Origin of the sequence: Allobosea sp. OK403, from assembly GCF_900113835.1 — a bacterium.
Classification (GTDB): domain Bacteria; phylum Pseudomonadota; class Alphaproteobacteria; order Rhizobiales; family Beijerinckiaceae; genus Allobosea.
Window position 1 is genome coordinate 118,736 of the sequence record NZ_FOQV01000011.1, and the last position, 16,945, is coordinate 135,680.

The following is a 16,945-nucleotide window of genomic DNA, read 5'->3' on the forward strand; positions in this document are numbered from 1 at the left end:
CGGGATTACTCGGCGGCTGATTTTTGCGCGTAGCCCAGCCGCTGATTGAGATTGTCGAGCAGCTTCTCGGCCGCGTCGGCGATCACTGTTCCCGGCGGGAAGATCGCGCTCGCGCCGGCCTCGTACAGCGCCTCGAAATCCTGCGACGGGATCACACCGCCGACGACGATCATGATGTCGGGCCTGCCGGCCTTGGCGAGCGCGCTTTTCAGCTCCGGCACCAGGGTGAGATGCCCCGCCGCGAGCGAGGAGACGCCGACGATGTGGACGTCGTTCTCGACCGCCTGGCGCGCCGCCTCGTCGGGGGTGGCGAAGAGCGGCCCGATATCGACGTCGAATCCGAGATCGGCGAAGGCCGAGGCGATGACCTTCTGGCCGCGGTCATGCCCGTCCTGCCCCATCTTGGCGACGAGGATGCGCGGCCGGCGGCCATCGGCCTCCTCGAAGGCTTCAGTCATCATCTGCACGCGCGTCACGGCTGGGTTCATGGTGCCGACCTCCCGCTTGTAGACGCCCGAGATCGATTTGATTTCGGCGCGGTGGCGCCCGAAAACCTGCTCCATCGCCATCGAGATCTCGCCGACGGTGGCTTTCGCCCGCGCCGCCTTGACCGCAAGGTCGAGCAAATTGGCGTCGCCCCTGGCGCCATTGGTCAGCGCGGTCAGGGCAGCCTGAACGTCGGCCTCGACGCGCTCGGCCTTGAGCCGGCGGAGCTTGTCGAGCTGCTGCTTGCGCACCGAGGCATTGTCGACCTTGAGCACGTCGATCATGGCCTCGTTCTCAGGCTTGAACATGTTGACGCCGATGATCGCCTGCTGGCCGCCATCGATGCGCGCCTGCGTCTTGGCGGCGGCCTCCTCGATGCGCAGCTTCGGGATGCCGGCCTCGATCGCCTTGGCCATGCCGCCGAGCGCCTCGACCTCCTGGATATGCGCCCAGGCTTTCGCAGCAAGCTCGGCCGTGAGGCGCTCGACATAATAGGAGCCGCCCCAGGGGTCGATGATGCGGCTCGTGCCGCTCTCCTGCTGCAGCAGGATCTGGGTGTTGCGGGCGATGCGGGCGGAGAAGTCGGTCGGCAGCGCCAGCGCCTCGTCGAGCGCATTGGTGTGCAGCGACTGGGTGTGGCCCTGGGTTGCCGCCATCGCCTCGATCACGGTGCGCGGCACATTGTTGAAGACGTCCTGCGCCGTCAGAGACCAGCCCGAGGTCTGGCAATGGGTGCGAAGCGGCAGGGATTTTTCGCTCTGCGCGCCGAAATCCTTGACCAGCTTCGCCCAGATCAGGCGGCCGGCGCGCAGCTTCGCCACCTCCATGAAGAAGTTCATGCCGATGGCCCAGAAGAAGGACAGCCGCGGCGCGAAGACATCGACGCCAAGCCCGGCGCGCTGGCCGGCGCGGATATATTCGACGCCGTCGGCGAGCGTGTAGGCGAGCTCGAGATCCTGCGTCGCTCCCGCCTCCTGCATGTGATAGCCGGAGATCGAGATCGAATTGAACTTCGGCATGTTCTGCGACGTATAGGAGAAGATGTCGCCGATGATCCGCATCGAGGGCGTGGGCGGGTAGATATAGGTGTTGCGGACCATGAACTCCTTGAGGATGTCGTTCTGGATGGTCCCCGAAAGCTTGGCCGCCGGAACGCCCTGTTCCTCGGCCGCGACGATATAGAGCGCCAGCACCGGCAGGACCGCGCCGTTCATTGTCATCGACACGCTCATCTGGTCGAGCGGGATGCCGGAGAACAGCGTGCGCATGTCGTAGATCGAGTCGATCGCGACGCCGGCCATGCCGACATCGCCGCCGACGCGGGGATGGTCTGAATCATAGCCGCGATGGGTGGCGAGATCGAAGGCGACCGAGAGGCCCTTCTGCCCGGCGGCGAGGTTGCGCCGGTAGAAGGCGTTGGAATCCTCGGCCGTGGAGAAGCCGGCATATTGCCGGATCGTCCAGGGCTGGTTGACATACATCGTCGGATACGGCCCGCGCAGATAAGGCGCGATGCCTGGAAGCGTGTCGACGAAGGGCAGGCCGTCGCGATCCTGCGGCCCGTAGACCGGCTTCACCGGAATGCCCTCCGGCGTCAGCCAGTCAGCGCCGGTCGTGGCTGCGGCGGCTGGAGAGGCGGCGGCCTCAGTGAAGGCCAGCGTCGTGAAATCCGGGATCGCGGTCTCTGGGATCGCGGTCATGGCTGTCTCCCGTCGGATTGATCCCACCAATGGTGGAAATGATGCACCGGTCCGTGGCCGTGGCCAACCTGAACCTGATCGGCGGCGGCGATAGCCGCCGAGATATAGCTCTTCGCCTGGCCGACGGCCTCGGGCAAAGCGAGCCCCTTGGCGAGGCCCGCCGCGATCGCCGATGACAAGGTGCAGCCCGTGCCATGGGTGTTGCGCGTCGCCAGGCGCGGCGCGTTGAAGCGCTGGCGCGCGCCGCCGGAGAGCAGCAAGAGGTCGCTGCTGACGTCGCCCGCGCCATGCCCGCCCTTGATCAGGACGTTCGCGGCTCCAAGCGCGGCGAGCTTGCCGGCCTGCTCGTCGATCGCCGCCTCGGTCTCGGCGATGCCGGTGTGCAGCAGTGTGGCGGCCTCGGGCAGGTTCGGCGTGATCAGCGTCGCCAGCGGGAAGAGATGGCGGCGGATCGCGTCGACGGCGTTGTCCTGCAGCAGTTTCGCGCCCGACGCCGCGACCATCACCGGGTCGAGCACGATGTTGCGGGCCTTGTGGCGGATCAGGCCGGCAGCGACGGTTTCGATCAATTCCGCCGTCGCCAGCATGCCGATCTTGACGGCGGCGACATCGAGATCCTCGAACACCGCATCGAGCTGCTGGGCGACGAAATCGGCCGGCACGGCGTGGATCGCGCGGACGCCTGTCGTGTTCTGCGCGGTCAGCGCGACGATGACGCTGGCGCCATAGACCTGATGGGCCGCGAAGGTCTTGAGATCGGCCTGGATGCCGGCGCCGCCGCTGGAATCGGAGCCGGCGATCGTGAGGGCGATGGGGGGCGGTGTGCTCACTCGGCGGCTTCCAATGTGATCCTGAGTTTGGTGCCCGTGGCCCGGGCGTAGCGCTCCAGCGTTCGGGTCGAGGGCTTGCCCCGGCCGCTTTCGAGCCGCGCGATCACGGATTGCGTCGTGCCCATGCGCTGGGCGAGCTCTTCCTGCGTCAACCCGGCCTTGGTGCGGGCGCGGATCAAGGAGGTCAGCAGGGCGAATTCCTCTTCGAGCGCGTCATATTCGCGCTTGAACTCGGGGTCCTGCATTTGTTCGGCGACCCATTCGCGAATATCTCTCATGTCACCTCCTTCGCGCGTTCGCGGGCCAGATCGAGTTCGCGTTTTGGCGTCTTCTCGGTTTTCTTGATGAAGGCCCGCACGATAACGACGCGCCGCCCGCTCGCGGCGATATAGATTGCTCGTGCAATGCCATCGCGACCGGTCAGCCGCAGCTCCCAAAGTTTGTCGCCCAGCGGCTTGACCCATCCGAACGGCAAGGCATGAAGGCCGTCTTCCCGGATCACTTGAGTGAAGCGCGCAAAGCGCGCCCGGATATCGGGAGGTAGAGCCGCGAGCTCCTGTTCGACAATGTGGTTCAACGCTTGAACCACCCATTGCTGTCCAAGGTTCATAGCAAAAAAGCGCTAATCGGGCAATGCCGAGATGGCAAGCGCGCTTTCGAGCAAGGCCACGACATCGCAGCCGGCGTAGATGAATGCGCTGACGCCGGCTGCCTGGAGCGCGGCCGCGCTCTCGCCCGGCCGGCCGGCGAGCCAGATCGTCGCGCCGGCTTGCTTGAGCGCCGTGGCCGCTGCGGTTGCCTCCGCCGCATAGCCGTCATCCGAGCCGCAGAGGCAGGCGAGGTGCGCGCCCGAAGCTTGATAGGCCGCAAGGAGGGCCGCAAGATCGGTTGCGCCGTCCTTGGCGAAGCCGTCATCGCTGGGCGCCGCCAGCCCTCCGGTTTCGAACAGATTGCGGGCGAAGCCGGCACGCGCCGTGAAATCGGCGATCGGCCCCAGCGTCGCCAGGAAGACGGTAGGGCGCTCGCTGAAGGCATCGGCCTTGTCGCGCAGGGCCTCGAACGCCTCGGCCAGGCGGTGCGAGGGCAGGGGCTCTGCCCTCAAGGCATCCTCCGGCGCGCTCAATGCCTGGTCGCGTGTTGCGCCTTGCGCCAGTTGAGCGATGAGGTCGCCCTGGTCCTGGGTGCTCGCCTTGGTCGCGGAGGGGCGAGCTGCACGGCGCGCGCCGGGCGCGACATCGAGCACGCTGACGGGGGCCTCTTTCAGATTGGCGAATTCGCTCGTGCCGGTGATCGGCTCGCGGCGGGTGGCGATCGCCTTGGCGCGCGCCTCTCTCTGGCGGGCAAGGCCGGCCTGAACATGGCCGTTCGTCAAGGCCGAGACGATGCCCGGCAGGCCGCCCTTGGCCTCGCGCTCCAGATCCTGGAACTTGCTCCAGCCCTGCTCGCAGAGCGCCTGCGTCAGGCTCTCGAAACTGCCGGCGCCGGCTGCAGGGTCGGCAACGCGCCAGAGATTGGCCTCTTCGAGTAGCACGAGCTGGGTGTTGCGCGCGATGCGGCGGGCAAAAGCGTCGGGCAGGCCGAGTGCCGCCGTGAAGGGCAGGACGGTAAGGCTATCCGCGCCGCCGATCCCGGCCGAGAAGGTCGCGATCGTGCCGCGCAGCATATTGACCCAGGGGTCACGCATGGTCAGCGAGCGCCAGGCGGTCTCGGCATGCAGGACCATCGGCTTTGGTGCGAGCCCGCAGGCCGTCTGCACGTGCTCCCAGAGCAGACGGGCGGCGCGGAATTTTGCGATCGTCATGAACTCGTCAGTATCAGCGACGAGGACGAAGGAGATCGCGTCGCGCGCCTCATCCAGCGCCATGCCTTGCGCTTCGAGCGCGCGCAGATAGGTGACCGCCGTGGCGAGCGCAGCGCCGAGCTCCTGCGCCTCGCTCGCGCCGGCCTCGTGATAAGGCCGGACATCGGCGGTGAGGAACGGCCCCTTGAAACCGCGCTCACTCAGCGCCCGGATCGTCTGCGCCAGCCGGCGGCCGATTTCGGGCCAGGACGCGGCGAAGACGCCTTCGCTCGCCAGCAGCCCGATCGGGTCGAGCCCGAAATCGACAGTACCGCTATCGGGCGCGATGCCGCGTTTCTCGAACAGTGCCGCCAGCATGAGCGCATTGACGCGGCCCTGCGGGGCCGGGTCGAGCCGCAAGCGGATCAGCTCCAGCATGACGCCGTCAAGCGCTGCATCAAGCGCAGCGACATCGCCCGCGACGAGCCCGTGGCCGCGCGCCGCGCGCGCGCCGACGAAAGACAGTGCCAGCGAATCCGCACCGCCTTCGAGGTCGGCCAAGGCGAGCGCCTGCGCCTGCGCCGGTTCGGGATGGTCGACACGGGCCGCGACATGCCAGCGGCCCGCCTCGGCCCGCAGCGGTCGCTGCGTCGGGCTGGCAGCGGCGTAGAGCGGCTCGATGCGGATGCCGTCGGCGCTGCGGCCGACCAGCCGCTTCTCGAAATCCGCACCCTTCAGGACCTTGTCGACAGCGCCCCGCCATTGCTCCAGGGAGGGCGACGGAAAGGCGTTCATGAAAGGCAGGTCTGACAGTGAAGGCAGATCTGACGATAGGGGAAGGTCTGGCGATGCGGCCGCGTTCATCTGCGCTTGTGCTCCCTCTGCCCCACCATTGTGCAATCGCGAAGCGCTGATTGCCATGGGGAGAGGCGCACCGCCATGCCTAGTTCGTCGCAGACAGCGTGCGTGAATGCGGTGGAGTGGGGTGGCGGGGTGAGCTCGGGGACCTGAGGGGTCGGCGGTTCTTGGCCTCTTCCGGACTCCGGGAAGGTCAGCTTTAGGACAGTTTGGTTTGGGATCCGGGCGACGCCCAGGGGTAACGCTTTGACGCACCGCGGCAGTTGGTCGTCGCGATGATGGCTCCGACGGAGAAATATATCCGCTTGGCGTGCCACAACTGCAGGTTCTATCCTGAACTCGTTGGGGAGCGACATGCTGAAACGAGAACAAGGGTACGCGAGTGGCGTCGAGGCGCCGCCATCGGTTGTAATTGATGCTGAGGTCGCCAGAAGTTTCACTTACGCGTCTTATCAGAACGCTATTCCAGTGCTGCGATCGTTGGCGATCGTCAACCGGACCGACAGGCACTTCGAGCAGTGCCGCCTGGCGATGGTATCGACGCCGGCCTTTCTTCGACCGAAGCTCTGGACGCTCGATCGCCTAGCGCCGGGCGATCGCATCACTATCAGCGACCGGCGGATCGACCTCGATGCCGGTTACCTTGCCGGTCTCAACGAGGCCGAACGCGGCGAGATCACGTTCCGCCTCTACGCACGGGATGAGTGCCTGGCGGAGATTAGGTTTCCAGTGCGGCTTCTCGCGCGGGACGAATGGGGCGGCGTCGCCGACATGGCGCAGTTGCTGCCGGCTTTCGTCCTTCCCAACGACCCAGCCGTCGCGAAGATCCTGCGCGCCACGGCCGAGGCGCTGACGGCGCATGGCCACTCCCCAGGTCTCGACGGCTACCAATCCGGTGACCCGCGGCGGAGCCTGCTGCTGACATCGGCGGTCTACTCTGCCATCGCGGCGATGAAGCTGCACTACGCGGAGCCTCCGGCCAGTTTCGAACAGCGTGGCCAGAAGGTCCGTCGCCCTGCGACCATTGCCCAGGATAGGCTGGCGACCTGCCTCGACAGCTCCCTGCTCTTCGCCGCCGCGCTCGAGGGCTGCGGGCTGAATGCCGCCGTGCTGCTCTTCAAGGATCACGCCGCCATCGGCGTGTGGCTGACGAAGCGGACGTTCCTGAATGCGGTGGAGAACGACCTGACAGAGGTCCGCAAGGCCATTGCGGCCCGCGAGTTCGTCGTCTTCGAGACCACTGGCGTGACGCATCGACCGGTTGCGACGCTCGATCATGCCCGCCGGCTGCTCGAGCCTCGCCTCGAAGAAGCGCAAGCCGCGGGCTTCGAGGCGGCGATCGACTTGCACAGGTCGCGCAGCGGCGGCATCACGCCGCTTGCTTCCCATGCGCCGGCCGCCGTCTCGGACGAGAAAGAGGACGGAGACATCGCATTGTCGCTCCCGGTTGCGGCGGAACTCTCCCCCCTGCCGGCGGAGGTCGCCGAGCTGAAGCCCACCACGGCGGCCGGGCGCATCGACCGCTGGCAAAAGAAGCTGCTGGATCTGACGCTGCGCAACCGGCTGCTTAACTTCCCCGACTCGAAGAAGACGATCCCCTTCCTGTGCACCGACATCGCATATCTCGAGGACAGGCTCTCGGAGGGAGCCGCGATGCGGCTGATCTCGCTGCCAGAGCATAACCCGCTTGGGCAGCGCGACGAGGCACTCTACCGGGAAGTCCGCGGCCAGGACCTGCATCGCGGTTTTGCGGCGGACGCGCTGGCGCGGGGCGAACTCGCATCGCTGCTAGACGCCAAGAATCTCGACGCGCGGCTGATTGAGCTGCATCGTCAGGTACGCAACGATTTCGCCGAGGGCGGCGCCAACACGCTTTTTCTTGCCGTCGGGTTCTTGCGTTGGAAACGTAAGCCGAGCGACGAGCGCAGCTACCGGGCGCCGCTCCTTTTGCTGCCGGTCAAACTCGACCGGCTCAGTGCCAGCTCACAATTCACGCTGCGCTTTCACGAGGACGAGCCGCGCTTCAACGCGACGCTGCTGCAGTTTCTGGAGCGTGAGTTCGATCTGTCCTTGCCGCAATTCGCAGGCGAACTGCCGCAGGACGAGAATGGGATCGACGTGCCGCGCCTGCTCGGCGCAATGCGCCAGGCGGTGCGCGACGTACCCGGCATGGAGGTAATCGACGACGCGGCGCTCTCGACCTTCTCCTTTGCGAAATATCTGATGTGGAAGGATCTCGTCGAACGGACCGACGCGCTGCGGCAGAACCGGGTCGTGCGGCACCTGATCGATACGCCGGAGCAGGCGTTCGCCGCAACCGACGAGGGCTTCGTCGAAGAGCGCGAGCTCGACCGCCGCTATGCGCCCGCCGACATCGTCTCGGTGCTGCCGGCCGACTCCTCGCAGATCGCCGCCAGCGTCGCCGCGGCCGAGGGACGCGATTTCGTCATCATCGGCCCACCCGGCACGGGCAAGAGCCAGACGATCGCCAACATGATCGCGAACTGCCTGGCGAACGGCAAGACCGTGCTCTTCGTGGCGGAGAAGACCGCGGCACTGAACGTCGTCCATCGCCGCCTGAAAGGGCGCGGACTGGGCGACCATTGCCTGGAGCTGCATTCGAACAAGGCGGACCGCAAATCGTTCCTCGCGCAGTTGCGCACCTCGTGGGAGAAGGGGCGCGCCGCCTCGTCCTCCGACTGGGTCGAGGTCAACCATCGGCTGAAAGTGCGGCGAGATGTCCTGAACGCTTATGTCGAGGCGCTCCACCGGCGCCATGCCAATGGGCTGAGCGCCTATGCCGCACTTGGCATCTCCCTGCTGGGCCGGGATCGTCACGCTCCCGAACTGTCCTGGTCGCATCGCGATCTCCATGACGATGCCGCCCGGCGCGGGCTCGGCGATCTGGCCGAGGAGATCGGCCGTGTATTCGCAGCCGTCGAGCGTGCGCCGGTCCTCGCCTGCGTCGATGCGCCCGAATGGTCCTCGGCCTGGCAGGAGCGTCTTCTGGCGACCGCGCGCGGTCTAGCGGGACAGGTAACGATCCTCGGCGCGGCGCTCGCGGCGTTTCTCCCCCATCTCGGTTTGGCGGCGCGCAGCGATGCCGCGAACGCCGAACTGGAGCGCCTCGCACTCGTGGCCGTCACCCTGCACCAGAGCGCCGGCCAGGACTACCGCATCACCTTCGATCCCGGCTTCGCGCAACTGAGACAGGCGCTCGCGGAACTCGAAGGCTCGATCAGCTCCTATCGCGCGACTGAAACGGAGCTCTCAGCAACGTTCAGCCGGGACTCCGTCGTCCGGATTCCCGTCGACGAGCTGGAACGGGACTGGCGCGAGGCGCAAGCCGCCATCTGGCCGCGCAATTGGCTGGGGCGCCGGCGGGTGGGCAAGCTGCTGCAAGGCTATGCTGCTGCCGGCCAGTCCGCCCCTGCCAAGGATCTGCCCGTCCTGCGCCGGCTGCAGGCGCTGCGCGCTTCCGTCGAGAGCAACGGGCTTGCCGGCAAGCCGCTCGCATTTTCCGGCCTCGACACCGATGTCTCGGCGATCGACCGCCATCTGGCCGGCGCGACGAAGTTACGGGACAGCCTCCTGCGGCTCGGACGGGTCGCCGAGGATATCCGTGCGGTGGTCAAGGCGATCGCTCCCGTCCTCATACCGGGCGCGGATGCCGAGCCGATCTGGCAGGCAGCTGCGGCCTATAGCGAGGCCTTCGCCGGTTACGCGACGGCGAGAGCGCATTTTGCCGAGGCAGCCGGAACGGATCCGTCACGCTCGGAAAGCGAGACGTTGCTGTCCGATCTCACGGTTGTGGCGCATGAACTCGCGAACACTCGGCAATTGCTGCGCGACTGGACGAGCTGGTGCAGGGTCAGAGCGCAGGGAGAGCAGCAGGGGCTGGGGCCTCTGATCGCCGATCTGGAGAGCGGCGCGCTGGCGCCCCATGAGGCGCGGGCCACCTTCGATCTCGCCTATGCACGCTGGTGGCTGCCGCAGGCGCTCGACGCGGAAGCGACCCTGCGCGATTTCCGCCGCTTCCAGCATGAACATGCCGTGGAGGAGTTCCGGGAGATCGACGATCTCGTCCGAGCCAAGGCGACCGCACGCGTAATCGGCGCCCTGGCGCATGGCTTGCCCTCCGTTCAGAGCGTGCCGCGCAACTCGGAGCTCGGGCTGCTGCGCCATCAGATGGAGCTGCAGCGGCCGAGCCGCTCGATCCGCGACATGATCGGCGCCATGCCGGGCAGCTTCGGCAAGCTCGCGCCCTGCATGCTGATGTCGCCTTTGTCGATCGCGCAGTATTTCCCGCCCAATCAGGCGCTGTTCGACGTCGTGATCTTCGACGAGGCCTCGCAAATCACCACCTGGGACGCCGTCGGCGCGATCGCCCGGGCGCAGCAGACGATCATCGTCGGCGATCCGCGCCAGCTGCCGCCGACCAACTTCTTCGGCCGCAACGAGGACGAGGAGGAGATCGCAGAGCATGAGCGGGACCTCGAAAGCATTCTGGACGAAGCTAAGGCCGCCGGAATCCCGGTGCGCGATCTGCGCTGGCACTATCGCAGCCGCAACGAATCGTTGATCGCGTTCTCCAATGCCCACTACTACCAAAACCGGCTGATCACCTTCCCCGCACCGGCGGTCGAGGACAAGGCGGTCAGGCTGGTTCGGGTCGACGGCGTCTACGATCGCGGCAAGAGCCGCACCAACCGCACCGAGGCTCGTGCGCTGACCGAAGACGCGGTCAGGCGCATGCGCGGGTGGCTGGCGCTGCCGGAGGCGAGCCGCCCGACGCTCGGCGTCATCACCTTCAACGCCCAGCAACAGGCGCTGATCCAGGACCTTCTCGACGAAGCACGCCGTACGGATTCCGCGCTCGAATGGTTCTTCTCCGAGGACCGCATCGAGCCGTGCATCGTCAAGAACCTGGAGAACGTGCAGGGCGACGAGCGCGACGTGATCCTGTTCTCGATCACCTTCTCGAAGGACGCCGCAGGCAAGCGCACGATGGATTTCGGCGCGCTCAATCGCGACGGCGGCGAGCGGCGCCTCAACGTGGCGGTGACCCGCGCCCGGCAGGAACTCGTGGTGTTCTCCGGCTTCGGCACCGACGATATCGACATCGGCCGCACCAAGGCGATCGGCGTTCAGCATCTCAAGACCTTCCTCGACTTCGCCGTTCGCGGCGCGATCGCCCTGCCGGCGCAGGACGAGGGTTCAGTCGGGGCTCTTGAATCGCCCTTCGAGGAGGCCGTCGCGGCAGAGCTAACTCGCCTCGGCTGGTACCTTGTCCCCCAAGTCGGCATATCCGGCTTCCGGATCGACATCGGCGTGAAGCATCCCTATCACGCCGGAGCGTATCTGGCGGGCGTCGAATGCGATGGCGCGACCTATCACAGCTCGGCCACGGCGCGCGATCGCGACAAGGTGCGCGAGCAGGTTCTGCGCGGGCTCGGCTGGAACATCCTCCGCGTCTGGTCGACCGATTGGTGGTTCGATGCCAAGGGCGCTGCCGTTCGTCTCCACGAGGCGCTGACGGCACTGCTGGCCGACAGCCGCGCGACGGACATCGAAACAGCTCCGGATCAGACCGTCCGTTGGGAGCTCGGCGACGAGGTCGAGCCTGCTCCAACGGCGACAGACACGATCGCGCGTGATGATGGTCGCCGAGAGGATTCGATGTCACAGACGACCGAGGCGAGCGTGGTCCCGGCCGTCGATCTCATGGCGGCACCGGCGAAAGAGCCGATGAGGCTGTCTGCCGCCGGCCCCGGACCGGGCACGCCGCCCGGCAGCGCCGAGGCGCTCCGCTACTGTCTGGCGGACCTCGCGCGCTTCCGCGCCGAGCCCGACCAGTTTCATGAGTTCAGCTACTGCGCCACCCTGCGCGCGATGGTGGATGCCGTCATGGACGCCGAGGCCCCGCTGCGCGAGGAGGTGCTGGCGCAGCGCATCGCCCGCGCTCATGGCTGGCTGCGCACCGGCAGCAAGATCCGCGAACGCATCCAGCTGCATCTGCGGGATGTCGAACGCACCAGCGAAGCCAGTGGCGAGTTTCTTTGGAAGCCTGGCACGGTTGAACCGATCGTTGCTTATCGCGCGCCGATCGATGCCGAGGCGCGTCGAGGGATCGCGGACATTCCGCTTGCCGAGCTCGCCAGCCTTGTCGTCAACCAGCCGGCCCTGCTTCAGGCAGACGATTGCGCGTTGGCTCTCGCGCGTCTACTGGGCGTGGAGCGCTTGGCGGCGACCTCGCGAGCGCGGCTGGACGAAGCGCTTGTGTACGCTGCCGCCTATGTCGCCTCGACCGAGATCGATGGCCGATAGATACCAGATGTTGCGATCAGGATCGTCTGGTTGCGGGCCATTGCCCGTTGTCTGCAGTTGGCGCATTTGCGCCGCCCGACAATTCCGCAGTTTTGATGCGCCACTAGGGCGGTCAATCTTCTCCGGTAGTAGCGCGGCGAAGGATTTCGCCTCGTTCGAAGCGACCGATGCGTACAGCCTACTGTCGAGATTGGGGCGACCTTGCGTCGTCGCTTCTCTCGCACGGGTTCGGCGGGCAGCATAGCGTCTTACCTACGATCAGGGTCAGAACGCGCGACGCCAAGACCGCTCTTGCCGATCTTGCCAAAGGGTGATGAGAGCCCCTCATGGACACGATGCCGGTCAGTGCCTCTCCATCCCCGGCGGATGGCGACAAGGTGGGGCCGAGCCTCTGTCGAACGAAGTGCGCGGGCGGGGAGCAAAAGGTTTCTAAGCCGCTGCCACAGCGCGACGCCGGCCGTGCTCCGGCCCGGCTTTGCCCATGACATCGCCAGAGCGGAGGTTTTTTGCCTTTCCAGGGCCGTTTTGCTACTCCTGTTCTGCTACTCCTGTGACGAGCTGGTTGCGAAGGAGCTGGATCATGCTGGATCGTTATGCCTTGCGGGCCTTGGCAGTCTGTTCGATCCTGCTCCTGACGCCCGCGCTCGCCCCGGCGCAGACACCGCGCACGCCGATCCGGCCTGATGCCACGGTTTTTTTCACGGATCTCAGGGATGGCGCCGTCATTCCGCCGAAGCTCACCATCAAGTTCGGCGCATCCAATTTGGACGTTGTTGCGGCGGCGGTGGCAAAAGCGAATTCAGGCCATCATCACCTTCTGATCGACAGCCCGGTGCCGCCGTTAGGCGAGCCGATTCCGAGCGATCCCGGCCATCTGCACTTCGGTCGCGGCCAGACGGAAGCCGAGCTTGTCCTCGCTCCGGGCCCGCATACGCTGCAGCTGCTGCTCGGCGACCAAGACCATGTGCCGCATAATCCTCCGATCATGTCCGCGGTGATCCACGTGACGGTGTCCGACAAGGCCACCGCGCCCGGGCGCACGGCGTCGCTGCCGGATGCGGAGGTCTATTTCATCGGCCTTTCCAACGGCTCGGTCGTCCCGCAAAACCTGACGGTCCGGTTTGGGCTGCGCAATATGGGTGTCGCCCCGGCAGGTGTCGTCAAGGCCGGCACCGGGCATCACCATCTCATCATCGACCGGCCCGCTCCCGCTTTGGGTGAGCCCATCGCCAGCGATCCGAACCATCTCCATTTCGGCCGCGGTGAGACTGAGAAGAAGATCACGCTAACGCCCGGCCGGCACACGCTGCAGCTCGTGCTGGGCGATCAAGACCATATCCCGCATGATCCGCCGGTCATGTCACAGCGGATCGAAGTGAGGGTGGTGCGGCCGCACAGGCAGCGGCGCTGGTAGACAGGTGCGGGCAAGACAGGTGCGGGCAGGACAGGCGCGGGAGAGACAGGAGTGGATGTCGAAAAACTTCGGCGCGGCGCGAGTAACTCTGATCCGATGATTGTAAGATCTTTAGAATCTTGCCCCGCTCCCGGTATTTCGCAGACGATGGTAGTCCATGGCAGCTGAATTGAATGTGATCCTGGGCTCCGGCTTTCCGTATCTGACGCGTGCATCCAGGCTCATGGCTGTCGCATTGGGCCTCATTGTCTGGCTCTTGCCGCATCCGGCTTCCGCCGGGTCATCGGCGCCGCGCCCTCCCGGCGCGATCGTTCTGGCTCAAGCGGCCCCGGCCGCGCCGGCCGCTGATGCGGGCAGCCTCGAGACCCGCTACTGGAACTCGATCAAGGACAAGACAGATCTCGGCGATTTTCGGATCTATCTCGATGCCTGGCCAAACGGGCTCTATGCGGCGGAGGCCCGTGCCCGGATCGAGCGCTTGAGTGGCAAGGCGCCGCCCCCTGCTGCGCCGCCCCCTGCGCCGGTCGCACCTGCCAACGCTCCCTTGCAGGATTGCGCGGAGTGCCCACCGATGATTCCGATTGCAGCGGGCGCTTTCGCCATGGGATCGGCAGAACCGTTTCGCTTCGAGGCGCCGGTCCACACCGTCACCATCAGGAAGCCGTTTTATATTGGCCGCACCGAGGTGACCTATGATGAATGGGATGCCTGTGTCGCGGCCAAGGGCTGCGCCTTCTCGCCGGATGATCGCGGCGCCGGCCGGGGCAAGCGGCCGGTGGGCAATCTGAGCTGGGAGGACACGCAGCAATATGTCGCCTGGCTGTCGAAAACGACCGGCCAGAGCTATCGGCTGCCGACCGAGGCCGAGTGGGAATATGCCGCGCGCGCCGGCCGGGCCACGAGCTATTTCTGGGGCAAGGCGATGGAAAAGGGGCGCGCCAACTGTTCGGGCTGCGATGGCGCGCGCTCGACAGCTGCGGTTGCGGTCGCAAGCTATCCGCCCAATGATTTCGGCCTCCATGACATGTCGGGAAACCTGGCGGAATGGGTGGAGGATTGCTGGAACGACAGCTACAGATCCGCGCCCGCCAATGGCTCGGCCTGGGTGAAGCCGGGCTGCAAGGAACGCGTCCTGCGCGGCGGCTCCTTCAGCAGCGAGCCGCAATATGTCCGTTCGGCCTCGCGCTTCAAATATGATTTTGATGTGCGCTTCCAGACCAACGGCTTTCGCGTCGTGCGGGAGCGCTAGAGCAGGATGCGAAAAAGTGGGAACCGGTTTTTCGCATTGATCCTGCTCTAACTCTTTGACGAGAGCCGGATGATCTCAGATGAGATCATCCGGCTCTCGGGCTGTTTGACATGGTGCGGCCGGCTTTATTCAGATGACGAGGAGGCCGGTCGTCGACAAATTCGGCCCCGCTATACCCGCAGCAAACTGCATGTGCGCGGCGCCATAGGGGGTCGATCGGCCTTGGCCGCAACGATGCGACGCTCGGCCGTGAACTCCGGTCTGGGCGAAGCGCCACTGTCCCTGCCGATATGCGTCCAGCGCTTTGAAGCGTCGCCCCGATGAGGCTATAGGCTCGAGCGGGCCTGCCGGTCGACACTGCGTCCGAAGGGTGGCTTGCCCGCCCGCATCGTCGAGCGTTCTGCCCGACAGACCCTCTGGTATGGATCGTCACCCATGCAGACCCTGGAGCGCGTGCTGCATCACGCCATGCGGCACTTGCCGATTGGGTTCGTCTCGAATCTCGGCGCCCGCCTGGCCTGGCTCAAGATCCGCTTCATCGACCCGGATGTCGCCCGCAAGGCCCGCGCCAATATCCGGCAGCATTTTCCGGCCATGCCCGAGGCGGACGTCGAGGCGCTGGTCTGGCGCTTCGTCGACAATGTCGGGCGATTGATGGCCGAGTTCTCCATCGTCCATCGTTTGACCTCCGCCAGGCGGATGGAGCTCGTCGGTATCGAGGCCCCCCGCGCCAATCTCGGCAAGATCCCGACCATCGCGCTGTGCCTGCATCTCGGCAATTGGGAGGTGATGGCGGCGGCGATGCAGAAGATCGGCGTTTCGATCGCCTCGATCTCCGAGGTTCCGGAGAATGCGGCCCATCGCGACATCGCCGATGCGACGCGCAGCGGCCTCAATGTCAAGGTGCTTTCCCCCGACCGGATTGGTGCGCTGCAGGCGCTGTCCATCCTGAAGGGTAACGGCGTCCTCGCCATCTTCCCGGACGAAAAGCGCGGCGGCACGATGATGGCGCCGCTGTTCGGGCGCCCGCCTCACATCAAGGGCAATCTTGCGCTGGTGGCCAAGCTCGCCCGGCGCACCGGCGCACAGCTCGTCGTGGTCTATTGCGAGCGCTTGGAGGGCGTCCGCTTCCGGCTGCATTTCGAGGAACCGTTTTTCATGGATCCCGATGGCGATGATGCGCTCGCCGATGTCGCCTTCATCAACAGCCGGATCGAGCCGATCATCCTGCGCCATCTCGCGCAATGGTATTACCTCGACGATTCGTTCGGGCCGATCGCGTAGAGACTGTTTGACTCTGACGGCCTTCAGCGTTGAGCGACGGCGTTGTTCTTTGCCGTCATGGTCGGGCTTGTCCCGCTGCTGTCCGGTTCGCCGCGAGCGCTCGATCGAAAAGCTCCGTTCGTCGCAGGCTTTCCAGTGGGCGGTGACGAATGAGACAGGCGCGGGGAACCCCTCTCCCGGATGGGAGAGGGGCAGGGGTGAGGGCAGGCCAGACAACCAGATCGCGCAAGCGGCTCCGCATCGTCTCCTGCGCCTTCAGGATGAAGCCGGGCTGCGGCGTGGTCGCGCCCTCAACAATCAGCGGCGGGCCCTCATCCCTGCCCTTCTCCCACCCGGGAGAAGGGTTCCCCGCGCCCTTCATCCGGCATTTCGCTTCATCTCGCCCATGAGGGGAGAGCCGTGCATAATCCGCTCACGGGCCAAAACCCCAACCGGACAGCCTCGGGTCAAGCCCGACCATGACACGTTTCGGACCCCGAAGCTTCGCTTCGCCCAGGATGACGGCGCATAAAAGGTCAAAACAGAGCCGTCGAAATCATTGGCTTCATTGCGGAGAAGCATCACAGGATGAGGGCTGGTGTGTCCCAGGCCTGATCACATACGCCGCACCGGTTGCGCGTTGAACCGATAAACGGTTTACGGCCCCGGCGGACTCAAGCAAATGTGCGACTAAGCTGTTTCGGATGGGGAAAGCACTAAGACCATGACAAGTGAGGTGCCAGCGGTCACGGTCGATGTCCTCATCGAGATGCTCAAGCAGGTCATTGCGGAGAACGCATCGCGCGGCCGGGGCAAGCTTGCGCCCGTTGCCTGGGGGCCCGAGACCCTGCTCGAGGATACCGGCTTCAACTCCTATGATTTCGTCGAGATCATCTTCAAGCTCGAAGACCATTTCAACATCGAGATCGACTACAACGCCAACAACAACATCAACGATGTGAAGACGATCGGCGAGCTTTGCGACGAAGTCGGCAAGCTCGTGGCCAAAAAGCGGGCGGCATGAAAGCAGGCGGCGGC

General features: G+C 65.7%; 10 protein-coding genes. 5 read left to right on the top strand and 5 right to left on the bottom strand.

Annotation, left to right across the window (positions count from 1 at the left end):
• Positions 1-5 precede the first annotated feature (5 nt).
• From scpA to BMZ97_RS25890, 5 genes are read right to left on the bottom strand one after another with little or no spacing between them, the layout of a single operon-like run.
• Positions 6-2,186, bottom strand: a complete 2,181-nt coding sequence (gene scpA, locus BMZ97_RS25870) for a methylmalonyl-CoA mutase (RefSeq protein ID WP_092176703.1) — start codon at positions 2,184-2,186, stop codon at positions 6-8.
• Positions 2,183-3,016, bottom strand: a complete 834-nt coding sequence (thiD, locus tag BMZ97_RS25875) for a bifunctional hydroxymethylpyrimidine kinase/phosphomethylpyrimidine kinase (protein WP_092176706.1) — start codon at positions 3,014-3,016, stop codon at positions 2,183-2,185. The genes scpA and thiD overlap by 4 nt, the downstream gene beginning before the upstream one ends.
• The gene (locus BMZ97_RS25880; RefSeq protein WP_092176709.1) at positions 3,013-3,294 is read right to left on the bottom strand and encodes a helix-turn-helix domain-containing protein; all 282 of its coding nucleotides are present in this window, start codon (positions 3,292-3,294) and stop codon (positions 3,013-3,015) included. The genes thiD and BMZ97_RS25880 overlap by 4 nt, the downstream gene beginning before the upstream one ends.
• On the bottom strand, positions 3,291-3,626 hold the full coding sequence (locus tag BMZ97_RS25885) for a type II toxin-antitoxin system RelE/ParE family toxin (RefSeq protein ID WP_092176711.1): 336 nt from the start codon (positions 3,624-3,626) through the stop codon (positions 3,291-3,293). The genes BMZ97_RS25880 and BMZ97_RS25885 overlap by 4 nt, the downstream gene beginning before the upstream one ends.
• Positions 3,627-3,638: 12 nt before the next feature.
• The gene (locus BMZ97_RS25890) at positions 3,639-5,591 is read right to left on the bottom strand and encodes a methylmalonyl-CoA mutase subunit beta (RefSeq protein ID WP_092176714.1); all 1,953 of its coding nucleotides are present in this window, start codon (positions 5,589-5,591) and stop codon (positions 3,639-3,641) included.
• A gap of 417 nt (positions 5,592-6,008) precedes the next feature.
• Between BMZ97_RS25890 and BMZ97_RS25895 the strand changes: the two genes are divergently transcribed.
• The 5 genes from BMZ97_RS25895 to BMZ97_RS25915 all read left to right on the top strand — a co-directional run bounded on the left by BMZ97_RS25895 (position 6,009) and on the right by BMZ97_RS25915 (position 16,931).
• Positions 6,009-11,981 (top strand): DUF3320 domain-containing protein, encoded by a 5,973-nt coding sequence (locus BMZ97_RS25895; protein WP_092176716.1) that lies wholly within the window; start codon positions 6,009-6,011, stop codon positions 11,979-11,981.
• A 481-nt stretch (positions 11,982-12,462) separates the two neighbouring features.
• The gene (locus BMZ97_RS25900; protein WP_244546600.1) at positions 12,463-13,395 is read left to right on the top strand and encodes a DUF4399 domain-containing protein; all 933 of its coding nucleotides are present in this window, start codon (positions 12,463-12,465) and stop codon (positions 13,393-13,395) included.
• Positions 13,396-13,552: 157 nt separating this feature from the next.
• A complete protein-coding gene (locus BMZ97_RS25905; RefSeq protein ID WP_210188333.1) occupies positions 13,553-14,644 on the top strand; it encodes a formylglycine-generating enzyme family protein in 1,092 nt (363 codons plus the stop codon).
• Positions 14,645-15,079: 435 nt separating this feature from the next.
• The gene (locus BMZ97_RS25910) at positions 15,080-15,928 is read left to right on the top strand and encodes a lysophospholipid acyltransferase family protein (protein WP_092176719.1); all 849 of its coding nucleotides are present in this window, start codon (positions 15,080-15,082) and stop codon (positions 15,926-15,928) included.
• A 703-nt stretch (positions 15,929-16,631) separates the two neighbouring features.
• Complete coding sequence (locus BMZ97_RS25915; RefSeq protein WP_139221338.1) at positions 16,632-16,931, top strand: acyl carrier protein; 300 nt, start codon at positions 16,632-16,634, stop codon at positions 16,929-16,931.
• Positions 16,932-16,945: the final 14 nt, after the last annotated feature.